The organism is Ureibacillus sp. FSL W7-1570 (assembly GCF_038593265.1).
GTDB lineage: Bacteria > Bacillota > Bacilli > Bacillales_A > Planococcaceae > Ureibacillus > Ureibacillus suwonensis.
The window spans coordinates 611,929-634,476 of record NZ_CP151979.1 but is presented as its reverse complement, the minus strand read 5'-3'; the positions used below and the strand labels follow the sequence as shown (position 1 = coordinate 634,476).

At 39.7% G+C, this 22,548-nt stretch carries 24 protein-coding genes and 2 riboswitches; of the genes, 4 read left to right on the top strand and 20 right to left on the bottom strand.

The genetic code is table 11. From position 1 onward, the window contains the following. Window positions 1–67: 67 nt before the first annotated feature. Window positions 68–490: a DUF2621 domain-containing protein gene (locus NST13_RS03205; RefSeq protein ID WP_342471302.1), complete on the top strand. Its 423-nt coding sequence runs from the start codon at window positions 68–70 to the stop codon at window positions 488–490. An 87-nt stretch (window positions 491–577) separates the two neighbouring features. On the opposite strand, the gene NST13_RS03200 is transcribed toward NST13_RS03205, so the two are convergent. From NST13_RS03200 to NST13_RS03175, 6 genes are all read right to left on the bottom strand, one after another. After that, window positions 578–1,090 (bottom strand): cytochrome c biogenesis protein CcdC, encoded by a 513-nt coding sequence (locus tag NST13_RS03200; RefSeq protein ID WP_342581399.1) that lies wholly within the window; start codon window positions 1,088–1,090, stop codon window positions 578–580. Window positions 1,091–1,257: 167 nt separating this feature from the next. Continuing rightward, window positions 1,258–1,974 (bottom strand): cytochrome c biogenesis protein CcdA, encoded by a 717-nt coding sequence (locus tag NST13_RS03195; protein ID WP_342469436.1) that lies wholly within the window; start codon window positions 1,972–1,974, stop codon window positions 1,258–1,260. A gap of 124 nt (window positions 1,975–2,098) precedes the next feature. After that, on the bottom strand, window positions 2,099–2,725 hold the full coding sequence (locus NST13_RS03190) for a hypothetical protein (protein WP_342469437.1): 627 nt from the start codon (window positions 2,723–2,725) through the stop codon (window positions 2,099–2,101). A 99-nt stretch (window positions 2,726–2,824) separates the two neighbouring features. Beyond that, a complete protein-coding gene (gene rarD, locus NST13_RS03185; protein WP_342469438.1) occupies window positions 2,825–3,727 on the bottom strand; it encodes an EamA family transporter RarD in 903 nt (300 codons plus the stop codon). A gap of 198 nt (window positions 3,728–3,925) precedes the next feature. Next, entirely contained in the window at window positions 3,926–4,753 is an 828-nt protein-coding gene (locus NST13_RS03180; protein WP_342581398.1) for an N-acetylmuramoyl-L-alanine amidase, read from the bottom strand. A 173-nt stretch (window positions 4,754–4,926) separates the two neighbouring features. Then, the gene (locus NST13_RS03175) at window positions 4,927–5,880 is read right to left on the bottom strand and encodes an alpha/beta hydrolase (RefSeq protein ID WP_342581397.1); all 954 of its coding nucleotides are present in this window, start codon (window positions 5,878–5,880) and stop codon (window positions 4,927–4,929) included. A 368-nt stretch (window positions 5,881–6,248) separates the two neighbouring features. Between NST13_RS03175 and NST13_RS03170 the strand changes: the two genes are divergently transcribed. After that, a complete protein-coding gene (locus NST13_RS03170) occupies window positions 6,249–6,566 on the top strand; it encodes a CotD family spore coat protein (RefSeq protein WP_342581396.1) in 318 nt (105 codons plus the stop codon). A 50-nt stretch (window positions 6,567–6,616) separates the two neighbouring features. Here NST13_RS03170 and NST13_RS03165 read toward each other — a convergent pair whose 3' ends face one another. The 7 genes from NST13_RS03165 to NST13_RS03135 form a co-directional block, all read right to left on the bottom strand. After that, window positions 6,617–7,759 carry a toxic anion resistance protein gene (locus NST13_RS03165; protein WP_342469442.1) on the bottom strand — a complete coding sequence of 381 codons (1,143 nt, stop codon included), beginning with the start codon at window positions 7,757–7,759 and terminating at the stop codon, window positions 6,617–6,619. Between the two features lie 190 nt (window positions 7,760–7,949). Beyond that, window positions 7,950–8,543, bottom strand: a complete 594-nt coding sequence (locus tag NST13_RS03160; protein ID WP_342581395.1) for a peroxidase-related enzyme — start codon at window positions 8,541–8,543, stop codon at window positions 7,950–7,952. A 94-nt stretch (window positions 8,544–8,637) separates the two neighbouring features. After that, complete coding sequence (locus NST13_RS03155) at window positions 8,638–9,420, bottom strand: SDR family oxidoreductase (protein ID WP_342581394.1); 783 nt, start codon at window positions 9,418–9,420, stop codon at window positions 8,638–8,640. Window positions 9,421–9,615: 195 nt separating this feature from the next. Continuing rightward, window positions 9,616–9,726 carry a YjcZ family sporulation protein gene (locus tag NST13_RS03150; protein WP_342469445.1) on the bottom strand — a complete coding sequence of 37 codons (111 nt, stop codon included), beginning with the start codon at window positions 9,724–9,726 and terminating at the stop codon, window positions 9,616–9,618. 88 nt (window positions 9,727–9,814) lie between these two features. Next, window positions 9,815–10,582, bottom strand: coding sequence for an NRDE family protein (locus NST13_RS03145; protein ID WP_342581393.1), 768 nt, complete (start codon window positions 10,580–10,582; stop codon window positions 9,815–9,817). 84 nt (window positions 10,583–10,666) lie between these two features. Continuing rightward, a complete protein-coding gene (locus NST13_RS03140; RefSeq protein WP_342469447.1) occupies window positions 10,667–10,807 on the bottom strand; it encodes a hypothetical protein in 141 nt (46 codons plus the stop codon). A 291-nt stretch (window positions 10,808–11,098) separates the two neighbouring features. Further along, window positions 11,099–11,668: a carboxymuconolactone decarboxylase family protein gene (locus tag NST13_RS03135; protein WP_342581392.1), complete on the bottom strand. Its 570-nt coding sequence runs from the start codon at window positions 11,666–11,668 to the stop codon at window positions 11,099–11,101. A gap of 197 nt (window positions 11,669–11,865) precedes the next feature. On the opposite strand from NST13_RS03135, the gene serC reads away from it, so the two are divergent. Next, on the top strand, window positions 11,866–12,960 hold the full coding sequence (serC, locus tag NST13_RS03130) for a 3-phosphoserine/phosphohydroxythreonine transaminase (protein WP_342581391.1): 1,095 nt from the start codon (window positions 11,866–11,868) through the stop codon (window positions 12,958–12,960). Window positions 12,961–13,051: 91 nt separating this feature from the next. Here serC and NST13_RS03125 read toward each other — a convergent pair whose 3' ends face one another. Together NST13_RS03125 and proS are read right to left on the bottom strand one after the other, a co-directional pair. Then, window positions 13,052–13,420 (bottom strand): Replication termination protein, encoded by a 369-nt coding sequence (locus NST13_RS03125; RefSeq protein ID WP_342581390.1) that lies wholly within the window; start codon window positions 13,418–13,420, stop codon window positions 13,052–13,054. Window positions 13,421–13,681: 261 nt separating this feature from the next. Continuing rightward, window positions 13,682–15,118, bottom strand: a complete 1,437-nt coding sequence (gene proS, locus NST13_RS03120; RefSeq protein WP_342581389.1) for a proline--tRNA ligase — start codon at window positions 15,116–15,118, stop codon at window positions 13,682–13,684. A gap of 595 nt (window positions 15,119–15,713) precedes the next feature. On the opposite strand from proS, the gene NST13_RS03115 reads away from it, so the two are divergent. Beyond that, entirely contained in the window at window positions 15,714–17,705 is a 1,992-nt protein-coding gene (locus NST13_RS03115) for a methyl-accepting chemotaxis protein (protein WP_342581388.1), read from the top strand. Window positions 17,706–17,760: 55 nt separating this feature from the next. Here the strand turns inward: NST13_RS03115 and NST13_RS03110 are convergent, their stop codons facing one another. The 5 genes from NST13_RS03110 to NST13_RS03090 all read right to left on the bottom strand — a co-directional run bounded on the left by NST13_RS03110 (window position 17,761) and on the right by NST13_RS03090 (window position 22,382). After that, the gene (locus tag NST13_RS03110; RefSeq protein ID WP_342581387.1) at window positions 17,761–18,924 is read right to left on the bottom strand and encodes a cation:proton antiporter; all 1,164 of its coding nucleotides are present in this window, start codon (window positions 18,922–18,924) and stop codon (window positions 17,761–17,763) included. Between the two features lie 171 nt (window positions 18,925–19,095). Continuing rightward, window positions 19,096–19,722 carry a thiamine phosphate synthase gene (gene thiE / locus NST13_RS03105; RefSeq protein ID WP_342581386.1) on the bottom strand — a complete coding sequence of 209 codons (627 nt, stop codon included), beginning with the start codon at window positions 19,720–19,722 and terminating at the stop codon, window positions 19,096–19,098. Next, entirely contained in the window at window positions 19,715–20,530 is an 816-nt protein-coding gene (gene thiD / locus NST13_RS03100; RefSeq protein WP_342581385.1) for a bifunctional hydroxymethylpyrimidine kinase/phosphomethylpyrimidine kinase, read from the bottom strand. The genes thiE and thiD overlap by 8 nt, the downstream gene beginning before the upstream one ends. Further along, window positions 20,530–21,297, bottom strand: coding sequence for a hydroxyethylthiazole kinase (gene thiM / locus NST13_RS03095; RefSeq protein ID WP_342581811.1), 768 nt, complete (start codon window positions 21,295–21,297; stop codon window positions 20,530–20,532). Before thiM ends, thiD begins: the two co-directional genes overlap by 1 nt. Before the next feature lie 66 nt (window positions 21,298–21,363). Then, window positions 21,364–21,465: riboswitch (TPP riboswitch) on the bottom strand. 64 nt (window positions 21,466–21,529) lie between these two features. Next, a riboswitch (TPP riboswitch) is annotated at window positions 21,530–21,631 on the bottom strand. A gap of 97 nt (window positions 21,632–21,728) precedes the next feature. Further along, window positions 21,729–22,382, bottom strand: coding sequence for a reverse transcriptase-like protein (locus NST13_RS03090; protein ID WP_342469457.1), 654 nt, complete (start codon window positions 22,380–22,382; stop codon window positions 21,729–21,731). Window positions 22,383–22,548: the final 166 nt, after the last annotated feature.

The window sequence follows — 22,548 nt, the reverse complement described above, 5'->3', positions numbered from 1 at the left end:
ATTTTTTCTTCCTTGTTATAATGATTTAGAGAGAGAAAAAGAGGTGAGCAAATTGGTAGGTTGGGTAATGTGGTTACTCGTTGTTTGGAGTTTTATAATGGTTATTTTGATGGCCATTGGCGGGTTTTTTATGTTCCGGAAGTTTTTGAAATCATTGCCAAAAGAAGATGGAAAATCGGAGTTGGATTGGCAAAATTACTATATCAATAAGACTTTGCATTTATGGAATGATGAAGCAAAACAGCTATTGAATGAACTGGTCAGCCCCGTACCCGAATTATTCAGACAGCAAGCCAAAGAGTCCATTGCAGGAAAAATCAGCGAGCTTGCCGTAAAAGAAAAAGCCAAAAGCATTACAGAAGAACTGATCATTAGAGGCTACATCGTTGCCACGCCGAAAAGGGACCATAAATTTTTGCGGAAAAAATTGGCCGAAATGAACATTGATGTTACACCTTACGAAAAATATTTTGCCGAGAGCCAAAAATAAAAGACAAAAAAATGATCATACAATCATCTTTTGGATTGCATGATCATTTTTTTATTTATTCATTATCCCCTTCGTGAAAGCCGCCACTCACAAGTTCCCTTTTTCCAGCGAATCAATCAAATGGGATTTCTCAATTTTTTTATATTGAATGAGCATTGCGATGCGCCATGGCCAAAGCATGGCAAATGCCAATAACCAGAACATGCCGGCTAATTCACCGGGATCAAAAGAATCGGTTAACACCACTTTTCCGAGAGTCCGTATCAATAACAAGCTGACTAAAATGATAAAAAACGCTTTGGAACGTTTCATGTAAATTTCGTTGTCCCGAATTTCAAATTTGGATGTGGCAATCAATACAAAAGAAAAAATGACTCCGACAACAATGGCTTCTAATATTTGTAACGGCGGAACCCGAAACTCCTCAAATACAAACATCAACGCCCCTGTGGACATGGCGATGGGCGGTATCAGTATTTTTTTTGCATTCACCGGTTTCTTTTGAGATCGCAATCTCATCATCATGATGAAGGTACCCATCAATATAGCCATCAACGTACTCGCAATAATGATATAGCGAGAAGGTATATTTTCAAACATGTTATCCCTCCTCATAGGCTTAAAAAAACTGCCTGTTTGCAGGCAGCGCTCCTTAATAATATACCATAATGTTTTATTCATATGTATCTAAGAACCTTGAAATATTCATTTTTCAATACACCTAGAATGATTGACATGAAATTTCAAGGTCCTAACATCCAATACAATTAGAAACCGGTAAAACCTCCAAAGATTGGTGACAACACCCGGATGATATAATTCATGCCGTCAAAGAACAGCAAAACTCCCATGGCAATCATGATATACCCGCCGATTTTTACAATTTTCTGGCTGTATTTCCGAAGCCATCCCATTCTGGAAATAAAGAAAGACAATATAAAGAAAGGGATGGAAAAACCTAATACGTAAGCAATCATGTACCCCATTGCGGAATTGGGATTTGTCATGGCCAGGGCGATGATCGCTGCCAAAATCGGACCGGTGCACGGCGTCCAACCCGCCGCAAATGCAAGGCCGATCAATGATGATCCGAAATAACCTGAAGGTCTGCTCTTAAATTGGAATTTATGATCTTTCATTAAAAAGTCGATTTTTAACCAACCGACAATCATCAATCCAAAGGCGACAATCAAAATGGCCCCGATTTGACGGATCAAATCCTGATAATTCAGGAAGAAGTTCTCAATGGACAACAATCTTGCGCCAAAACCGAGGACGATAAAAATAATCGAGAACCCTATCAAGAAAAAGAGCGTATGCAAAATGGCCCTTTTTTGCAGCATCCCTTTATCATTTTTTATTTCATCGTAGCTCATTCCGGTTATGTACGAAAGAAAAGCCGGATAGAGCGGCAATGTACACGGGGAAATGAAGCTTAAAAAGCCTGCCCCAAAAGCGAATAATACGTTAATATTTGAACCCATTTCTGTCTCTCCTTAAGTCCTTATTGTTACTATCATATCAAAGATTTGTTAGAAAATAGTGAAATAAAATTGAAGGATTTATAACAAATGAGAATTCCAAAAGCTCCCGAAATTGATTTCCCCATTAATTATACGTATAAATGACATCGCTTCCAAATCTTAAATTCCACAATGGTTCAAAACGGTCAATGAGCCAGTTTTTTACTGATTTCATTTCCTCCAAATCATTCAATGGACACACTTGGAAATAGATATTTGAATCCAAGATGTGCCGGGCTATTTTTGAATTGATATGACAGTGGGTCGCGGTGCCATCACGGAAACATGACTTTGGAGAGACATTTCCGATATGCTGATTAAATCTCAACTTGAATTTATTATTGCAAATTCCTGCAAATACAATTTTATCGTTCATGATAATCGTATATACGCCCTTTTTATTTAGTAATGTCTCATTGCCCTTTACGACGAATTGGCAATAAGCCAAATCACCGTAATTATTCAGAAATTCTTTGTAAAATGGGTCGTTCTTTTTTTTCAAGTTATAAAGGGCGGGACCAGCAGGCACATCCAAAATTTCTTCATATTCATTCATCACCTTCTCTCTCAGATGTTGGTAACGGTTATGCCGGAGAAGATCGCGAATCGTTTTCTTATCAAAGAAACGAAATGGTTCACGTATATCCGTTTCCAAAAGATCAATTCGAACCCGATGGAAATGGAACTCCTTACCATTCATTTTCACATACATGAACACTCCCCCTCCACTCATCTAAAAAATCGGATATTCAAGAAAGAGATAGAAAATATCACAATTTTTGATATTTCTATAAAATTTTAAAAAATCCTTTTATGTCAGGGTACGTTTTTTCCGATTTTCCAAAATGGCGGATAAACTGAAAATGATGATGGCCATCCATATGAAACCAAAAGAAATCAATTCCACACTTGTAAACGGTTCACCGTAAACCGCAGCCCCCAAAATCAATAGAATCGTCGGGGAAACATATTGGATAAAGCCTAAAATGGATTGGGGCAAAGCTTTCGCTCCCTTTGCGAATAAAATTAAAGGATATGCTGTCACTAAGCCTCCTAAAATAAGAAACAGATCCGTTTTCCAATCAATATGTAAAAATGAAATATCAGTAGTTGACATAAGAAAAATATAATAAACTATTGCAACAGGCAAAATGAACAATGTTTCAATTGCCAACCCCCTGGTGGCATCCAGTTGAATTTTTTTCTTTAATGCGCCATAGATGGCAAATGACAGGGCGATGCACAATGCGACCCATGGGATTTTCCCGTAACGCACCGCCATCAATGCGACTCCACAAAATGCAAGTATCACGGAAAGGATTTGGGCTTTCGACAATTGTTCTTTGAATAGAAATACGCCAAACAATACGGTGATCAACGGGTTAATATAGTACCCAAGGCTTGTCTCCACCACATGATCATTCGTTACCGCCCATATGTACAAAAACCAATTGCATGAGATGACAAAAGAAGCCAGCATCAATGAGAAAAAGATCTTTTTATTGTGCCAAAGATATTTCAAGTCAGCGGCCAATTTATTCTTTTGGCCAATGATTAATATAAAAAGGGTTGTAAATACAAAAGACCAAATAATCCGGTTTAACAATATTTCCATGCTATTTACATGTTCGAGAACTTTCCAATAAACGGGAAAGAATCCCCAGATGGTATAAGCTAGAATGGCATTAAGCATGCCTTTTTTCTCTTCAGTCATAAAATTTTAACCATGCCTTTCAATCATTTTTGAAATATAAGATATTATAAAAATTATAACGATGGAAAATAGGGAAGTAAATGTAAAAACCAAACGATCATTTAGAATGATTTTCCAAAAGTAACATAAATCCCCTTTCGAAAGAGCGCAAAAAAAATTAAAACGTTATTTTTTTATAAAAGTGGCCATTGTCTCAGCTCACTTTTTACCCGCATTTTTTATCTGATGCTCGATAATTAAAGTGCTGATACCCAACAAATCAGCGGAAGATAACGTGCCATCGCGCAGTTTTTCGAGCCAAACCCCATGGATGGCCTGTTCATCAATCCCTTTTCGGACAATGGCTTCAATCATTTTTTGGTCTTTTAATATCGCATCAAGCCGTTTTTTTAATTCCGGACTAGTAAATTCTCCTTTTGTACCAACGGAAGGCAACGTCTTTTGAATTTCGCCCTCAACGTTTTCCAGATCGCTTTCTTTATTGGCCGGGTTTGGTGCAACATACGCAATGCACTCTTTTGCAATCGCCTCGCAGATTTCATTGAATTTCGATTGATAGATTTTCACATCTTGCACTGAGTTAACGAAACATACTTCAATGAGAACGGCAGGTTGATTTGTCCCTTTCAAAAAAGCGAGCTCACTTCTTTTTTTGGCACCTCTATTTTTTAATCCGCTTGCTTTGGCAATGGCCTGACTCATTCTCGCCGCAAAGGCCTGAAGTGAATCATTAAGATACAAAACTTCTGTGCCCAATGGCTGGTCTGTTCTTTTGCCGGAAGAGTTGAAATGAATACTCACATCCAGCTTCCTGTTTTTGGAGTTATGTTCACGTATCAAATAATTCAGGTTGTCACTCTGCTTTTTCGAACGATCATCCACAATTTTGTGGACCGTTATTCCTTCCTGCTGCAATAAATAGGCAACCCGATCTACCACTTTTCTTGCTTCCGTCACTTCATCTATGATATCTCTTGCACCACTGCCAACGCCGAAATGCCCTGGACTGATTGCAATAGAACTCATGATTTCACCTCCAAACATATAAAGACTTATTAAAAAATCTTACACTTTATAGTACGTTGCATCCAAAATCGGAGAAGGGCTCATAGCTTAATCCACTTAACCTTCTATCAATTAAATGATCAAGAAAGGCTATAACAGAGACAAAAAAATGGCCAACTTTGAAAAGTCGGCCATCAAGAAGCGTTGATTTCTCCTTTAGTAGTGATTGTTGATAAAAAAGCGCGAATTTGAAAAATAGTATCCTTGATATTTTCATCGAAGAATTGATTTTTTGTGAAATAGCTATGAACAAGTCCACGGGCAACGGTCAATTCAACCTTTCCTCCAAATTCAATCAATTTGTTTGCGTAACGGATTCCTTCATCCCTTAATACATCATTTTCCGCAACAGCAATGAATGCAGGAGGCAGATTCGACAAATCGTCCGCCAATAAAGGGGAAGCATATTGGTGGAAAGTTTCATTCACATTGTTCAAATAGTGTTTTCTAAACCACGCCATGTCTTCTTTCAACAGGCCAAATCCGACTGCGAATTCTTCATAAGATGGCGTACTGAAAGTTAAATCGGTTACGGGATATAACAAAATTTGCGCATGGATTTCAGGCCCTTGCAAGTCCCGGTTTAACAATGTTACAACTGTAGCCAAATTGCCGCCTGCGCTGTCTCCCGCCACAATAATTTTCTTGTTGCCGTTTAATCGATTGTTGTTTTTCACTGTCCATAGGAACGCATCATATGCATCATAAACCGGTGTCGGGAATTTGTATTCAGGAGCCAAACGGTAATTTACAGAAACGACAACGGAGTTCGTTGACTCTGCCAACAACTGACACGACTCATCGCAGGTTTCAATACTGTTCAATACCCAGCCACCGCCATGATAATAGATGATGATGGGAAATGGGCCATTTCCTTTCGGCGTATATATGCGAACCTTTATCTTGCTTCCATCTCTGACAGGAATCAATTGGTCTTTCTTCTTTATAAAACTGGAACGGGTTTTGGTTTTCAATTTTAAAGCAATTTCCCTTCTATTTCTTTCTTCGGCTGGATCCATTGTATATAAAGGGGGTTGTTGATTCGCTTCTTTTAAATATTCGATTGTATTGGACAATAAATAGGACATTGAGGATCATCCCTTTTCTTATAATTCTTATTCGTTTACTATGTTTTAATTGTATACCTAACGAGCCCCACTTTCAACAAAAAACTTTCCAAATAAACAACTTTATATGAAAAGCCTTGATGGCGCTCTAAAATTTCAAAAGATGGAATTTGAAATTTAGAAACTTCCTCATAAAAGTAAAAACCCCATCTATCTCCCTCAAAGACCGGCGTTCGGTCATATCTTTCAATCCTTAGAAATAATAGAACCCCAAAACTCTTTTCTAACCGTTCCGTTTTATTTATTTTTCTCTAGGTGTTTATCTAATCGAGCATTTCAATCTCCCATATGCTATTGATGAACAGTGATTTGCAAGGAGGTGAAAATAAATGTATGGTAGAAAACATCATCAAATGAGACCAAGACCTATTTGTTGTCCACCGAATATTATGCCAACACAGATTGCACCTGCACAAGTTTCACCAACGCAAGAAGTGGTTAAAACAAACGTTTTCAATACAATTGTTCCACACTTTCATCCAGTGCATACAACTACTGTCAACCGGCATATCTATCACCATCAACACTATTTTCCTAGAACGTATTCCGAAGTGAATGAATATTACCAAATGTCCCAGCAATTCGGCGATCCACGAAATCCAAATCCGCAATGTTTCCCAATGCAACAAAGAAGATTCGGATTTTAATTAAAAAACAACTGCACCACCATTTTGTTGAACGTGGTGCAGTTGTTTTTTTACATTTTTTTCAATTTTTCATATTCAATTTGCAGTTGTTCAAGCCGCTTTCTTCCTTCTTCCCGGTTTCGAACGGTTTCCGCCTGGATTTGTTTTGTTTCTTCAATGCCTGCCAAAATGGTTCTCCAAGTATTTTCAAGGGTTTCAATCTTGATGCCCGGCTGACTTGCCGTGCGGGCGATATCCACACTGTTGCGGCGGATATTTTCTGCGTTTCTCATCAACATTTCGTTCGTCCGTTTATCCAATTCCTGCATCGAATCAGAAATCAATTTTTGACGTTGAATCGTCACGGCATGGATTAGTCCCTGTTTAAAAATAGGGATTGTCGTTACAAAAGCGGAATTGATTTTGGCAATCAAGTGGTTGTTCCCCTGCTGCATTAACCGGATTTGCGGTGCTGCCTGGAAGGATACTTGTTGCGCCATTTCCAAATCGTAGCGGCGCTGTTCCAGCAATTCGATTGCCCGCTGCAATGATTCCAGTTCCATCAGCGCTTCCTGATCCCCTTCGTTGGCACGGGCTTCCAAATTGGCAAGTTCCGGTTTCAGCTCCTCCACTTTTACTTCGATCGCAGCGATATATTCACTCAATGTTTTGAAATATTCAAGATTTTGATCGTACATTTGTTCAAGTTCGACCGTATTTTTCTTCATTTCCTGCTCGTATTTTGTAATCTCTTGATAGATGGCATCGATCTCTTTATTCATCGATTCGTATTTCGATAAAATCTTCTGAAGCTGCTCTTTTCCTTTTCCAAAAAGACGCGCCAAAAATCCTTTCTTTTCTTCTTTAAAATCTTCCGGATCGAAGCGGGCCATGATTTTATTTAAATGATTGATCAACTCGCTCGATTTTTCCAATTTGCTTTGTTTTATGGAAGATAACATCCGGTCGGAAAACTTGGAAATCGAATTTGCGGTTTCCTTCCCGAATTCCAAAACGGCGATTTGATTTTTGACGTCTATTTTTTCGGCAAGCGCGAGGACAGCCGGATCTTTTTTCAATTCCAATTGCCGCTTACGCAATTGAGACATCTCTTCTTCCGTTACAAGTTGTGGAGGCGCTTCAACAATTTCATGTTTTTCTTCATTCAATTTTGCATCCAAATCTTCAAACAACGGGTTTTTCGTTTCTGACATGGCAATCCTCCGTTCTTCATGCGTCATTTATTGTTTATAGTTTACACTAATTTCGATAGTTAGCATACGATTGATTGATAAAGAAAGTTTCAATTTTTACCCATGAAAAAATCCTTTCCACAACATAAAACTTAGGCAGATAAAAAAGACCACGTTCCCATCGAACGTGGACATTTTAAACAGAAACGGTTTAACGATGATTTTGATTATGTTTCGGATTTGGTATCGCCCCAATTGTGCTGACCCAACGATTCGTGTAATTAAAGAAACCGACAACAAAGGCAGCTTCCAGGATTTCATGATCATTGAACCCCGCTTCCCTCAGCAAATCCACTTCTTTTGTTGTAAGTTCATCCGGATACTTTGTCGCACGGAATGCATAGTCGCATAGTGCCCGCTGTTTTTTTGTCAATTCTGCACTTCTGTAGTTATACGTCAATGTATCGACCCATACCGGATCTCCTGTAAGTCTTCTCAATGTATCACTATGAGTGGTCAAACAATAATTGCAGCAATTCACAGAAGACACAACAAGACCGATCATTTCTTTGTCAACCAAATCCAAGTACGTGTTTTTCGTATTAAACAAGGAATACATGAAGTCGAGGAAAGCTTTGAATTGGATGGGGTTCAAAGGCAAAATATTGAATAAGGTGTTTACAACCCCCAATTTTTCTTCCTGTTTACGGACGTTTTCCTCAAAATACGCTTGCAGCTCAGACGGAATTTCTTCTAGTTTCGGCTTTTCCAAATAAGACCATTGTTCATCATACATACCCATCATTCTTCCCCACTTTTCTATCAATTTTCTCATATTATTTTATATGAATGAAGGATAATATTTTAGAACAGCGTGAGGAAAAAGATAAAAAGCGGTCTTACAATGTTCCGGCTGAACCACCGTCAATGTTTATGGAAGTGCCCGTAACGTAAGAGGCGGCATCGGAAACGAGAAAAGTGATGACTTTTGCCGCTTCATCCGTTTCCCCGATTCTTCCAAGGGGAATCTTTTTTCCGACTTCTCTCGAATATTCTTCCCAAGTGGAAGCCGGCATTTCCCTCTTCCATTTCGCTTCGATTTGTCTGCTTCGGATTAGTCCAATACATACAGTATTTACTCGAATATTATATTTTCCTAAATCTTTGCTCATCGCTTTTGTGAGTGCCATACCGGCAGAGCGGCTCACCATTGTCGGAAGGCTGTTTTCACCCGGTGTTTTTGCAATGGAAGCAGTCACATTGACGATTGCTCCACCTCCACTCTCTTTTAAATGTGGAAGTGCATATTTTGAGCAATGGATGGCACCGAATAATTTTAAATTCAAATCCGCATGCCATAATTCGGAATCCACTTCTTCAAAAGAATGGGCAGAGGATGTGCCGGCATTGTTCACCAGAATATCTAATCTTCCATAGTGGGATACCGTCTCCTCAATCAACCGTTTGCAATCCTCTTCTTTTGTCACATCCGCTGCAACCGTAAGAATCTCCTTACCGGTTTGGCCCTGAATCCATTCCTTTGCTTCTTTCAATGAATCCTTATTGCGGCCGCAAATGGCCACTTTTGCCCCCTCCTTGGCAAGTTGGAGGGCCGTATGTAACCCAATTCCTTTACTTGCCCCGGTGATGAGAGCAACTTTATCTTGCAAACCCAAATCCATTCATTCTTCTCCTTTACTTTTTTATGAATATTGTCCATGAAAAATAGAATCCCTTCAATGAATTTGTCAATGATTCATATTCAAAGGTTCAATTCTATTTATTCTTGCACGATGCGCTTTAGAATCTGTTCGTATCAAAAAAAATAAAACTGATTCTAAAGAAGAAATCCTTTAGAATCAGTTTTACATGGTGAATTAACACGAATATTTAAAATGTGTACCTACAATGATTAAAAGGATGAACAATACAACGATTAACGCAAAGCTGTTTCCACAATAGCTGTATCCTCCATAGCCATAGCCCATGAATAATCCCTCCCTCATTGATGGTACTCTAGTGTATGCTTTTATAAAGGAGGGTGTCAGGACAATAGCATAATTTCTATAATTTTTATCATTTTTGTATTTTGAATCGAAAACTTTTTTCAAACTTAAAATGCCCGCTATTAAAAGTTCTTTCTACAAAAGTGACGTTCCCTTCCCTATCAATCAACAATACTGTTGAACAACGGGTGCCGTAGTGTGGCAATTGAATAAACGCCGGGGATAAATTTCTCTCCATTTCCAAACCGACACCTGTATCTGGCAACTCTTCATCCGGTGCGATTTCACGATCCATGACAATTTCAAATAATTCATCAATATCCACTTGTCCAGGATTATTTTTCAAATATTCAACCATTCGTTTTTTCCCTTTCACCACTTTCGGCCATGGAGTATTTAATGTATGATTGCTGACACTATGGACGCCGGGGAAAATCTCATTTTTTTCATCAAAAATATTATTATAATGCATTAAACGGTTTTGATCTCCGACGATTACGTTAAATCCTCCATAACAATCTTTCATTTTTGCCAATTCATCAATAAACTCGCTTGGATGAACGGATTCTTTCAAAAAATTTCTCACAATTTCCCCACGGGAACGCGGTCTTTTTGGTAAAGACGGATCGCGGAAATTCGTTAAGGCTGCGAATCGTCCGTTTTTTGATATTCCCAGCCACGTGCCCATTTCAAGCAGGTCCCTTCCCGCCAGAATCTCCGGTTCATCCTCCCAAAAATGGGCAGGTTCCGCCGGACGGTCATAAATTTCATCCCGATTTGCTACAACGATTAATTGAAATATTGGATGTTCCCCATATTGAAAATGAATTAAACACATACTCCCAACCCTTTTTTCATTATTTCTATCAATAGTTTATCATCGCTGGTCCCATTTCCCAAAGAAGAATGATAGCAGTCCGGTTCAATTTTTCTTCTTCATTTCTTCCAAGATCGCTTCCAAAATTTTATTTTTTCTTCTTAATGCGGAAACCACACTCACCATAAACCAAATGATCATCAAAGCTGGAACGACATAGAACAAAACGGATACGAATATTGACATTGCACTTCCCCCATTTCCATTTTTTATATACTTCGTGCGGCACACTTTTTATATAAACTGATCGATGCTACTATATTTCTTTATATGCGAATACAGTTCCATTTAACGATCATAGGCGGATGGTTTCTTTTTTTGTAGAAAGTATGAAGATAAAGTTGTTAAATTTTTCAATAATCCATCCCTATTTTATTCCAAATAATTTGTTTGGAAGAGGAACAGGGGTGTCCGGTGCCCCATTCCATCACTTGTCTTCGCATGGAACTGTTGTGAATGACATCCATTATTACATGCTTACTCCATATAGCTGTCCAGTACTTGCAACAAATGTGCATAAGCGCTTCCCGCCTTTAAGGCGGAGGCAACGGAAATCGCTTCATCCAATTGTTCATTGGTGATTCCAAGTTCCATAGAATTTTTCATATGGCGATCGGCCAAACCGGGACATTGGATTGCAAATGCCACTGCAGCTGCAATTAACTCTTTATAAGCCCGGCTTAAATGCCCCGCTTCCAGGACACTATGGGAAAAATCGGTATATCCTTGAGAAAATCCATTGTCTCTCATCTCATTGGAATTTGCGGCAACTCCCGCTTCCATTGCGGAAACCACAAACACGGCTTCCACCAGTTCTTCCAGGCTTGCACCTGCTCTTTTCGCTTTTTTTGTATGAACATCAATGCAATAAGGACACTTTGTTGCGTGGGCAATGGCGACAGCAAGTATTTCCTTTTCCTTCTTCGTCAAAGCTCCCGGTTTAAACACCTTTCTGTCGAATTGGGCAAATGCTTTGAATGGTTCCGGTACCAATTCTCTTAAATACTTCATCCCATGTTCTTTATTTTTTTCGTAATAACTGGCCATACTATTCCCCTTTACAAATCGTTTGTTATCCTAATAAATAAAATGTGGCATTTGTAAAAACCGTAAGTTTTTCAGTGAAATCGGCACGAATTTTATGGAATTCGGAAATTTTCACTATTTCTTTTAAAAATATTGTTCGATTTTCAAAAAAAGAGTATATAATCAAAATATATTGAAATATTCAAGGAGTGTTTGAAGTGAGTACAAATAAACGTGCATACAATTTTAATGCAGGACCATCCGCATTACCTCTTGAAGTATTGGAAAGAGCTCAAAAAGAATTGGTAGACTTTAATGGATCAGGCATGTCCATTATGGAAATGAGCCACCGCAGCAAAGACTATGATGAAGTTCATAACAATGCAATCAACCGATTGAAAAAAATCTTATCCGTTCCAGACAACTATGACGTGCTCTTCTTGCAAGGCGGGGCAAGCTTGCAATTTGCAATGGTGCCAATGAACTTTTTGACAAAAGACAAAACAGCAAGCTATGTGTTGACTGGTTCTTGGTCAGAAAAAGCTCATAAAGAAGCAAAACTTTTTGGTAATGCAGTGGTAGCAGCAAGCACGAAAGAAAATGAATATCGCAATATTCCGAACCTGGATGAAATTCAATTCAATGCGGACGATGCTTATGTTCATATTACTTCCAATAATACTATTTACGGCACTGAATGGAAAGAATTCCCTAATACCGGAGATGTTCCATTGGTTGCAGATATGTCCAGTGACATTTTATCCCGCCCAATCGATGTAAACCAGTTCGGCATCATTTATGCGGGAGCCCAAAAAAATCTTGGACCATCCGGGGTTACTGTAGTCATTATCCGCAAAGACTTGATTGAAAAAGCAAATACAGATATTCCGACAATGTTAAAATATAAAACACATGCAGATAAAAACTCTTTATACAATACTCCTCCAACATTCGGCATTTATATGTTGGGCGAAGTGTTGCGTTGGGTTGAAGAACAAGGCGGCCTTGAAGCCATTCAACAACGCAATGTGGAGAAAGCGAAATATATTTATGATGTGATCGATGAAAGCAACGGATTCTACAAAGGACATGCAGAACCAAACAGCCGTTCACTTATGAACATCACATTCCGTTTGGCTGATGAAGAATTGGAAAAACAATTCCTGGCTGAAGCAAAAGCGGCTGGTTTCGTAGGACTAAACGGCCACCGTTCCGTTGGAGGATGCCGTGCTTCAACTTACAACGCTGTGCCTGTGGAAGCTTGCATCGCTTTAAGAGATTTCATGTACGATTTCCAAAAGAAACATCAATAAAAGAATGACAAAGGGGCATCAATGATTGATGCCTCTTTTTTTATCGAATCGGCAAACCAATCAGAACCTGAAATGTTAAAAAAAGAAAATTTTATCCCCTCTTTTGGGAATAGTTATCTTTAAGGGCTCGCTGAAGCAATGCAATCGAACGGTCAAGATCCGCTTTCACCGTATCTTTATAAGCTTTCACTTTCTCCCGGTCACCAATTCGATAGATATACAATGTTTGCATCTCTGCACCTTCTTTAATTATCGGTTCCCTCGTGACATATCCATCTTTCAGCAACTCATGAAGGGATTTATACACTTCCGATTTGGTCGGTTTATAACCAAGATCTTTAAAATAATTTTGCAGATTTTCAAGAATTTGAAGACCATACAGCCTTCCCTTCTCTGCTTCATGAAGCATGTACAGTTTCAAAAAAGCCCGCTGTTTTATGATGAAGGTATTCTTCCTCATTCATTTACAACTCCTTAAGTGCTGTACGTGGATTGATAGGTTTTTATGAAAATACATGGCGCGAGAATTTTTTGTCCAAGATGGTTTAATTAGAACCATGTTTAATTAGAATATATAATAGACAAATAAATTTTGCAAAGTATTTGTGAAAATTCACATGCAAGTGCGCTTTATGAATCCTTCATAATAAGATGAAAAATGAAAAAGACTGTTGGATATATTTTCCAACAGTCTTTTCTTTGATGAAGTTTGTTAGATTAATTAATAAGCTCTACCGAACCAAACAGTATGTTTTGCTTCTTTTCCGCATGTGATGCAAGTATGTTTCGTTGTTGGCGGATTAAACGGAATATTGCGCGATGTGAATTTCGTTTCTTCCTTCACTTTCGCTTCACATGCATCGTCGCCGCACCAACCGCCAAGAATCCAACCTGGGATCGTACCGTTTTTCTCACAATTTGTGATATGTTCTTTTAATTGGTCTAATGTATCAATATCTGTATGAGAGTTTGCATCGCGGAATGCTTTTGCTTTTTCATATAGACGTTGTTGCATTGTTTCCAATTCTTTTTCCACCGCTTCCACAACGGATTCAATGGAAACAGTGATTTTTTCATCTTCATCGCGGGCTTTCAAGATGACTTGATTGTTTTCCAAATCGCGAGGTCCAAGTTCAATACGGACTGGCACTCCTTTTAATTCCCATTCATTGAATTTAAATCCTGGAGATTGGTCTGAATCGTCGATGCGTACACGAATTCCTTTTTCTTTTAAAGCTTTTTGGATTTCTTCCAATTTTTCGATGATGGCAGGCGTTTTTTTCCATGGGCCGACAGGAATTAAGATCACTTGTGTCGGTGCAATTTTTGGAGGAAGAACCAATCCTTTTTCATCCCCATGCACCATAATGACCGAACCGATCAAACGTGTTGACGTACCCCATGAAGTTGTATGAACATGAACGTGTTTGTTTTCACGGTTCAAATATTTAATGTTGAACGCTTCTGCGAATTTTGTACCTAAATAGTGGCTTGTCCCGGCTTGTACGGCTTTTCCGTCTTTCATCATCGCTTCGATGGAGTAAGTATCCACAGCGCCGGCGAAGCGTTCAGATGGCGTTTTTTGTCCATCATACACCGGAATCGCCAATACGTTTTCTACCACATCTTTATAGATATTGAGCATTTGCATCGTTTCTTTTCGTGCATCTTCTTCATTTTCATGAGCTGTGTGCCCTTCTTGCCACAAAAACTCGGAAGTGCGGATAAATGGAAGAGTTTTCTTTTCCCAACGGAATACGTTTGCCCACTGGTTGATCAGTACAGGGAGATCACGATAAGATTTGATCCAGTTGGAATATAAATAACCAATCATTGTTTCGGAAGTAGGACGGAGCGCCAAACGTTCTTCCAATTTTTCCCCTGCCGCTTCCGTCACCCATGGAAGCTCCGGAGAAAATCCTTCCACGTGTTCTTTTTCTTTTTGGAAGAAAGACTCAGGAATCAGCATTGGGAAATATGCATTGCGATGCCCTGTTTCCTTGAAACGCCGGTCCATTTCCGACTGAATATGTTCCCAAATTTCATATCCATCCGGTTTGAATGCGATACAGCCGCGCACTGGCGTGTAATCCATCAAATCCGCTTTTTGAATTGTGTCAATATACCACTTTGTAAAATCATTCGTTTGTTGTGACATAGTCATCCTCCTCGCAACAAAATAGCGTAAAGATGCCCGCCTTTGGACGCCTTTACGCTGAATAGTCGTGTAACCACCAAAAGACATATGGAATCATTTTGACCATCAATTAATATTCATGGTTCCCGGTGGCGATATAGCTCTCAGCGAATGCTATTTATTCCATTCACACTTTGGATTGTTTTGTATACGAATATCTATTTCTAATATAATGTACCAAATTCAAGCAATAAATACAATTCCTATATAAAAATTTACATATAATTGTTCCGTTGATATTTGCGGCAAATGCTCCTAATGAAGGTCATATCCCATAAATAATAAGGGATATAACCCGAAAGAATTTTCAAAAAAAATAGAGTAATGTAATAAATTTCTCAAAAAAAATTATTATAAATCAATCGAAAATTGATATTTTTTTGATATCTCCTTCCATAATCCATCTATTATGATAGAAAATAATTCGGAAAAAATATTTCAAAAATCCTAAAATCCATTCTTTTATTAATACTCAAAGTTTACTGAGAAATTAGACAACCTCCCCTTTTTTTACTAATATTAAGTTTGTTGAAAATAATAAAATGGAGGTTGCAAAATGAAAGTTTCCATACGATGGAAAATTATTGTGGTAGTGCTCCTGATTATCATGATAGGACTTGGTGCCCTATCCACCGCCAGTTCCATCCTAATTTCATCGAAAACAGAAGAAACGGTCATTGATCAAAGTGAGAACCTTGTCAGTGAGTTGACCAATTCAATCTCAAATTTTATTGATGGTTATGAAAAAAGCATTTTAAAAATCACTTCAGACCAGGATGTCAAAGATTACTATCATCATTCAACAACCTATAATGATGAAGGGGATCAGGTATTCCGTCAACAATTGAAAAAATATTTGGACATTTATGATTCCGCCGCAAACATTTACTTTACTGATGGCAATAAAATTATTACGGAGCCTCATTTTGACGAAATTTTTGATTTGGATGTGAATTCCCGCGCATGGTATACGGAAGCAAGAAAAAATCCGGATGAAGTGTTATGGTCACCACCGTATGTGGATGCCCAATCGGGAGAATATGCCATTGCCGGGTCAAAAGCGGTGAAAGAAGGAAATGAAGTCATCGGCGTTTTGGGAGTTGACATATTATTATCCAGTTTAACAGAGGAAATTTCAAAAATAGATTTGGGGTTTGAAGGATATCCGATTGTGTTGGATTCTTCCGGCATGGCAATCGTCCACCCGACACAAACAGGCGATGATTTGAGTTCTGTGGGATATGTGGAAGAAATTCTGAAGGATGAAAAACAAAAAGACGCAATAAAAACGAAAATAGGAGATCAACAATCTGTTGTCGTTTATGAAAAAATTCCTTCATTAGGCTGGACTGTCGGCGCCGTTTATAATGTGGACCAATTGCATAACACCGCCAAAAGCATACAGCATATGATTATTTTGTTTGCTTTGATGATACTTGTGGCAACTGCGATCATTCTGTATTTCACAATCACAAAAACGATTAAACCGCTACATACATTGAGCTCTTCCATGGAAAAGGTTGCACAAGGCGATTTAACTGTACATATCGATACGAAAAGAAATGATGAAATCGGCCAATTAGCCCAGCATTTCAATAAAATGCTAAAAGAAATGAAAAAAATCATCGGGGTTGTTCAAGAATCATCCCGGCAAGTCGAAGACCGTTCCCATCATTTGAGCGCCCTTGCGGAAGAAACGAATGCATCCAGTGTTGAAGTGACAAAAGCGGTAAGAGACATTGCCATCGGAGCAACTCAATCAAGTGAAAATGCGGATCAAGTTACAGTATCCTCAGCAAAATTGGGAGAAAAAATCAACCAAATGACGGAACAATCAAAAGCGCTCAAAGGAATTACAAATGAAGCCAACGATCTGAATCAAGAAGGGCAAGATAAAATGTATAGCTTATTGAATTCCTTTGAAAACTCGAAAGCGGAATTGGAGAATATGGCCCGCGCCGTAACTTCCCTTGAGGGAAAAATCGAAGCCATTGAATCGATTATGGATACCATCTCTGAAATCTCTGAACAAACAAATCTTCTCGCTTTAAATGCGAGCATTGAGGCGGCCCGTGCCGGGGAACACGGTAAAGGATTTGCCGTTGTGGCCGATGAAGTCCGGAAACTTGCGGAACAATCCGCAAAAGCGACAGAACACGTCAAATCGACCATCCAACAATTGCAACAGGAAGCAAATACGGTTGTCGATGAAATGAATGAAATGCAAGAGACTTTCAAAGATCAGGAAAAAGTGGTTGAAGATACAGGAAACCTATTCCAGAACCTTTCAACGTTGATTCAAAATATGGAAAATACATTCAAAAACGTGATTGAAGAAATAGACGGCATTATCAAATACAAAGACCGTGTCGTTCAAACGATTGAAGAAATGTCCATGACGGCTCAATCAACGGCTGCAGCTTGCGAAGAAGTAAGCGCGGCAAGCGACGAGCAGCTAAATGCCATCCATTCAGTGGCTGAAGCTTCCGAAGAACTGAACCATTTAAGCAAAGAGTTATCGGAAACCGTAAGCAAATTTAAAATTTAATCAAAAAAATGGGCTGACTGGAATCCAGTCGGCCCATTCATTGTTTCCAAATCATTTATGCATCTTCTTGAGTTTCCAAGCGTTTGCCGAAGATCAGCTTCAATAACGGCGGAGTAACCAAAGTAGTAATGATGATGACGACAATCATGGCTCCATAGAACTCATGGGATAATATGCCGCCAGACAGTCCGATGGAAGCCAAAATTAACGCCACTTCCCCGCGGGAAATCATTCCTGCGCCAATGCCCGCAGAGGATTTCCATCCAAATCCGCAAACTTTTGCCCCAAGTCCGCAGCCAATAAATTTGGAAAGCACAGCAATCAATGAGAAGACAATGATAAATACGATTTGATCCCCTATACCATCAAAGCTCATTGGCAATCCGATGTTGATAAAGAAGAACGGAACAAATATGCCATAGGCAATCGGGGAAATCCCGTGTTCAATTTCTTTTGCATATTTTGTTCTGCTGATGGCAACCCCCATGAAATATGTACCAATGATTCCTGATACACCGAGGAAATCAGCGAAATACGCCGCAGCGAATAATAAAATCAATCCGGCTGTAACAACCGGTTCTGTAATCTGCATGCCTCCAAACAGATGCATGAATTTTGGAACAATATATTTTCCAACAATGTAAATGATGATAAAGAAAATAATTTGTTGGGCAACGACCCATGCGATATTTGTATCCGTCCCCATAAAGAAGCCGATGGCAACCGCGATGAGAATGACAACGATGACATCATCCAATACCGCTGCCCCAAGCAGAGTCGCACCTTCCCTGCTGTTCAACCAGCCGATTTCCCGCAATGTTTGAACGGATATACTTACGCTAGTTGCAGCGAGCAATAACCCTAAGAATACACCCTCGGATGTAGGGATATGGAATAGAGGAGATGCAGCCCATCCCATGATGATCGGCATAACCACCCCTAAAACGGCTACAAGGGTTGCCGCCTTCATATTTTTGTTCAAACTCTCCAAATCCGTTTCAAGTCCGGCGAGGAACATCAATAATAAAACGCCGATTTCACTGAAAACATGAATCAGTTCCGTTTGCTCAATCCAACCGAGAACAGCTGGACCCAGGATAATCCCGGCAATGATTTTTCCGAGGACGGACGGTTGACCAAAGCGAAGGCTGATTTGACCCGCTATTTTGGCAACAAGCAGCACGAGAACAATCTGTAAAATAAAGTCAAAAACATCCACCTTTGTAACCCCCTGTTGTCAATTTTCTATGAAAGGAAGCCAAAAAAAGACATGGTGGAGCCCTGTTGACAGACTCCACCATGTTTCCGCTCCCTATTTAATTACGAATTCAATTATAATCGAATTTTATTATTGTGTAAATTCCTTTTTTTCAGTTTATTTAAAATTCCTTTATTTCCCTTTTAATAATTGCACGGTTTTATGCCGATCATCGCTTTCGCAAATGGAGGAAATCACCGCCACCCCATCCGCTCCGGCTTCTTTCACTTTTTGTGCGTTCGCTGGTGTGATGCCGCCAATTGCCACAATGGGGAAATTCGGATACATTTCACGAGCCTTCCTTAAAAATGTCACTCCCGCAGGCTTTTTTGCATCCGGCTTTGATTTCGTTTCATAGATTGGACCGATGCCCACATAATCGGCGCCGCTTTGGACGGCTTTCACCAATTCTTCTTCATTGTGGACGGAAACACCGATAACTTTATTTTGAAACTTTTCCCGAATTTCTTGGATCGGTGTATCGTCTTGTCCCACATGAACACCATCGGCATCAATTTTTAACGCAAGTTCCACATCATCGTTAATGATAAAAGGCACCTGATACTGTTTGCATAAGGATTGGCATTCCCTGGCAAATTGTTCAAGCTCCCCACCGGTTAACGGTTGTTTCCCTTTTTCTCTCAGTTGAAAAAAAGTAATTCCCGCTTGCAATGCATCTTTCAATACTTCAAGGGGATGTTCGCTCTTGCAATTTTCCGTTCCCATAATGAAATAAACCGCCAACTCTTTTCTATTCAATGATTTCCACCTCCGCTTCATATCCCAACCGATGGGCAAAGTGATTCGTCGGTCCATGGCCATGGCCGATATTGAGCGGATTTTCGATTGCCCCTTGGACAAATTTTTTCGCTTCAATAATGGCTTCCTTCAAAGACAGCCCTCTTCCCAAATGGGCGGTAATGGCTGCCGAAAAAGTGCATCCTGTCCCATGGGTATGTTTCGTATTGATTCTTTTTGATCTCATTTTGAATGAAGACCCGTCTTTGAAAAACACCGTATCAACCGCGGATGGCCCGTCCAAATGCCCCCCTTTCATGACGACGCAATCAACTCCAAGCTGCAAAATCTTCTCCGCCGCTTCCCGGATCTCTTCCGCAGTATGAATGTTCATGCCGGTGATGGTTTCCGCTTCCGGGATGTTTGGGGTGACAATGTTCGCAATCGGCAGCAATTCCTTTTTCATGGCCCGCACGGCATCTTCTTGCAGCAACGCTTGTCCGCCCTTCGCAATCATAACCGGATCGACAACGATTTGAACTTCTTGATCCCTCAAGCTTTTCGCGATTCTTTGAATAATATCCGCAGAAAACAACATTCCCGTTTTCAAGGCTTTTACATCAAAATCTTCGAAAACCGCCTTCATTTGAAGTTCGACAAAATCAGGAGTTGTTGGATAAATCCCTTCCACCCCCAACGTATTTTGGGCTGTCAATGCCGTAATGACGGATGTGCCAAAAACCTTCAGCTCCTGGAATGTTTTCAAATCCGCCTGAATGCCGGCGCCTCCACCGCTGTCCGAGCCTGCAATCGTCATAACGATATTCATTATAATTCACCTCTTGAAATTTGATGTAGACCGTTTATGATTTCCACTTGGAATGAACCAAGGTATTTTTCTTTCGAAGCAAATTCGGCCACTTTTTTATAATCGGCCAACACGTTCCGGATATTTTCGAGTCTGTCCCCTTCCAAACATAATGCTCCCGCGCAAATGGCGCTCAATAAACAGCCCGTCCCCGTCACCTGCGTCATCCACTCATGGCCGCCGCGGACAAAAAGAATCCATTCCCCATCCGTTACAACATCTTCTTTTCCTGAAACCGCAACCATTGTTCCAAATTTCTTGGCCGTATCCTTTGCCACAAGGACAATATCCATCTCCCCTTCTCCGCTGTCCACACCTTTTGCCTGCCAATCGATTCCGGCGATTGCAGCCAATTCACCGGCATTGCAACGGATTAAATCAAACTTGATTTCTCTCAACAGATTTTCAGACACCTCTTTACGATATTTCGTGGCACCTGCCCCCACCGGATCCAATACAACCGGAATATTCAATTCATTCGCTTTTTTTCCGGCTAAAAACATGGCTTCCACTGAATTTTTATTCAATGTGCCAATATTGATTAACAATGCATCGGCAATCGATGTCATATCTTCAACATCCAATGGCTCATCCGACATGACAGGTGAAGCGCCGATGGCAAGCAAGCCGTTTGCCGTAAAATTTGTCACCACGGTATTGGTAATGCAATGAATCAATGGATTCTTTTGTCTGATTTTGTATAAGCTCATTTGTTTTCTCCTTTCAATCCGGATTAATCTTTTGAAACTTAAAAATGCTCTTTTGCACGGCGCAAAAGAGCATTGAAAAGACTGCAAGTATCTTCAATTGCTCCCTACGGCAGTGCTAACTGCATCAGGTTCAAAGGGTTAGGTGTTTCCACCTTCTCAGGCACCAGGCCACCCCTGCAATTTCCAAAATTCCCTATGTAATTAAAAAGCTCTCCAAATATTGGAGAGCAAAAATACACAATATCCATCTATGAATTCATGTATTGCTCCCTACGGCAGTACTGGCTGCATCCGGTTCAAAGGGTTAGGTGTTTTCACCTTCTCAGGCACTCGGCCACCCCTGCAAAAAAACATAATAATTCTGTTGTTTCCTACATTATACCATATGGATTTTTCAATTTTACATGATTTTATAAAACTAACAAACTTGGTTATTTCGATTCATTTATTCATTGCAGTTCGATTTTCCCGTCTATTTCGATATCATCCAAAGCTTGGTTTGCCAACCGGTCCGCTTCTTCATTTTCTTTTCGGGAAACCGGTTCAAATTCGGGTTTGATGCCAAGCCGGTTCAAATATTCATCAATTCGATCCGCCCAATTCATCAACTCTTTTTCATAAACCGGCCATTCACCGCTCATTTGATTGATCACCACTTGCGAATCGCCGATAAATCGGACCGTTTGGTGATGGACGCCAAGAGACTCCAATTCTTGGACAGAAAAATGAAGCGCTGCGTATTCCGCTTCATTATTGGAAGAAAGACCATCCAAAGTCAAATTTTTCCGCAACCGATATTTCTTTCCGTTTTGCTCAAAATAAATGACACAACCCAACCCGGATATGCGGCTTTCAAGATTAAATCCGCCATCAAAATAAACCGTCACATTCGAAGGTTCCGTTTCCATCTCTTTTATATATTTTTTTATTTCTTTCAATGTCCAAGTCGAATCATGTTCATCCAAAAAAAGAATGTTTTTTGTTCTTCCGGTTTTCATCAGCTCTTCCGCGACGGAAAGTGCGTGGGCTGGAGGCATTTCTTCCGAACGAAAAACCGTTTCCACACCCTTGTGGTGATACGTCCATTCGATTGTGATTTTCAAAAAGACCCCTCCCTTTTCCCTATTTTCTACAATAGTATTTTCAATTGGACGACAAAGATACGAAATATCCTTTCCCCGCCTTCATATGTTCACCAACGAGTTATTGACATTCTTCGACTTAGATATAAAATGAAAGTAGGAATTTGTATATAATTGTAACCCTTTT

Bases quoted from the DNA above. Each gene is read 5' to 3' on its own strand.
- NST13_RS03205 (WP_342471302.1), top strand. From the start codon at position 68: ATGTGGTTACTCGTTGTTTGGAGTTTTATAATGGTTATTTTGATGGCC.
- NST13_RS03200 (WP_342581399.1), bottom strand. From the start codon at position 1,090: ATGTTTGAAAATATACCTTCTCGCTATATCATTATTGCGAGTACGTTG.
- NST13_RS03195 (WP_342469436.1), bottom strand. From the start codon at position 1,974: ATGGGTTCAAATATTAACGTATTATTCGCTTTTGGGGCAGGCTTTTTA.
- NST13_RS03190 (WP_342469437.1), bottom strand. From the start codon at position 2,725: ATGTATGTGAAAATGAATGGTAAGGAGTTCCATTTCCATCGGGTTCGA.
- rarD (WP_342469438.1), bottom strand. From the start codon at position 3,727: ATGACTGAAGAGAAAAAAGGCATGCTTAATGCCATTCTAGCTTATACC.
- NST13_RS03180 (WP_342581398.1), bottom strand. From the start codon at position 4,753: ATGAGTTCTATTGCAATCAGTCCAGGGCATTTCGGCGTTGGCAGTGGT.
- NST13_RS03175 (WP_342581397.1), bottom strand. From the start codon at position 5,880: ATGTCCTATTTATTGTCCAATACAATCGAATATTTAAAAGAAGCGAAT.
- NST13_RS03170 (WP_342581396.1), top strand. From the start codon at position 6,249: ATGTATGGTAGAAAACATCATCAAATGAGACCAAGACCTATTTGTTGT.
- NST13_RS03165 (WP_342469442.1), bottom strand. From the start codon at position 7,759: ATGTCAGAAACGAAAAACCCGTTGTTTGAAGATTTGGATGCAAAATTG.
- NST13_RS03160 (WP_342581395.1), bottom strand. From the start codon at position 8,543: ATGATGGGTATGTATGATGAACAATGGTCTTATTTGGAAAAGCCGAAA.
- NST13_RS03155 (WP_342581394.1), bottom strand. From the start codon at position 9,420: ATGGATTTGGGTTTGCAAGATAAAGTTGCTCTCATCACCGGGGCAAGT.
- NST13_RS03150 (WP_342469445.1), bottom strand. From the start codon at position 9,726: ATGGGCTATGGCTATGGAGGATACAGCTATTGTGGAAACAGCTTTGCG.
- NST13_RS03145 (WP_342581393.1), bottom strand. From the start codon at position 10,582: ATGTGTTTAATTCATTTTCAATATGGGGAACATCCAATATTTCAATTA.
- NST13_RS03140 (WP_342469447.1), bottom strand. From the start codon at position 10,807: ATGTCAATATTCGTATCCGTTTTGTTCTATGTCGTTCCAGCTTTGATG.
- NST13_RS03135 (WP_342581392.1), bottom strand. From the start codon at position 11,668: ATGGCCAGTTATTACGAAAAAAATAAAGAACATGGGATGAAGTATTTA.
- NST13_RS03125 (WP_342581390.1), bottom strand. From the start codon at position 13,420: ATGAGGAAGAATACCTTCATCATAAAACAGCGGGCTTTTTTGAAACTG.
- proS (WP_342581389.1), bottom strand. From the start codon at position 15,118: ATGTCACAACAAACGAATGATTTTACAAAGTGGTATATTGACACAATT.
- NST13_RS03115 (WP_342581388.1), top strand. From the start codon at position 15,714: ATGAAAGTTTCCATACGATGGAAAATTATTGTGGTAGTGCTCCTGATT.
- thiD (WP_342581385.1), bottom strand. From the start codon at position 20,530: ATGAATATCGTTATGACGATTGCAGGCTCGGACAGCGGTGGAGGCGCC.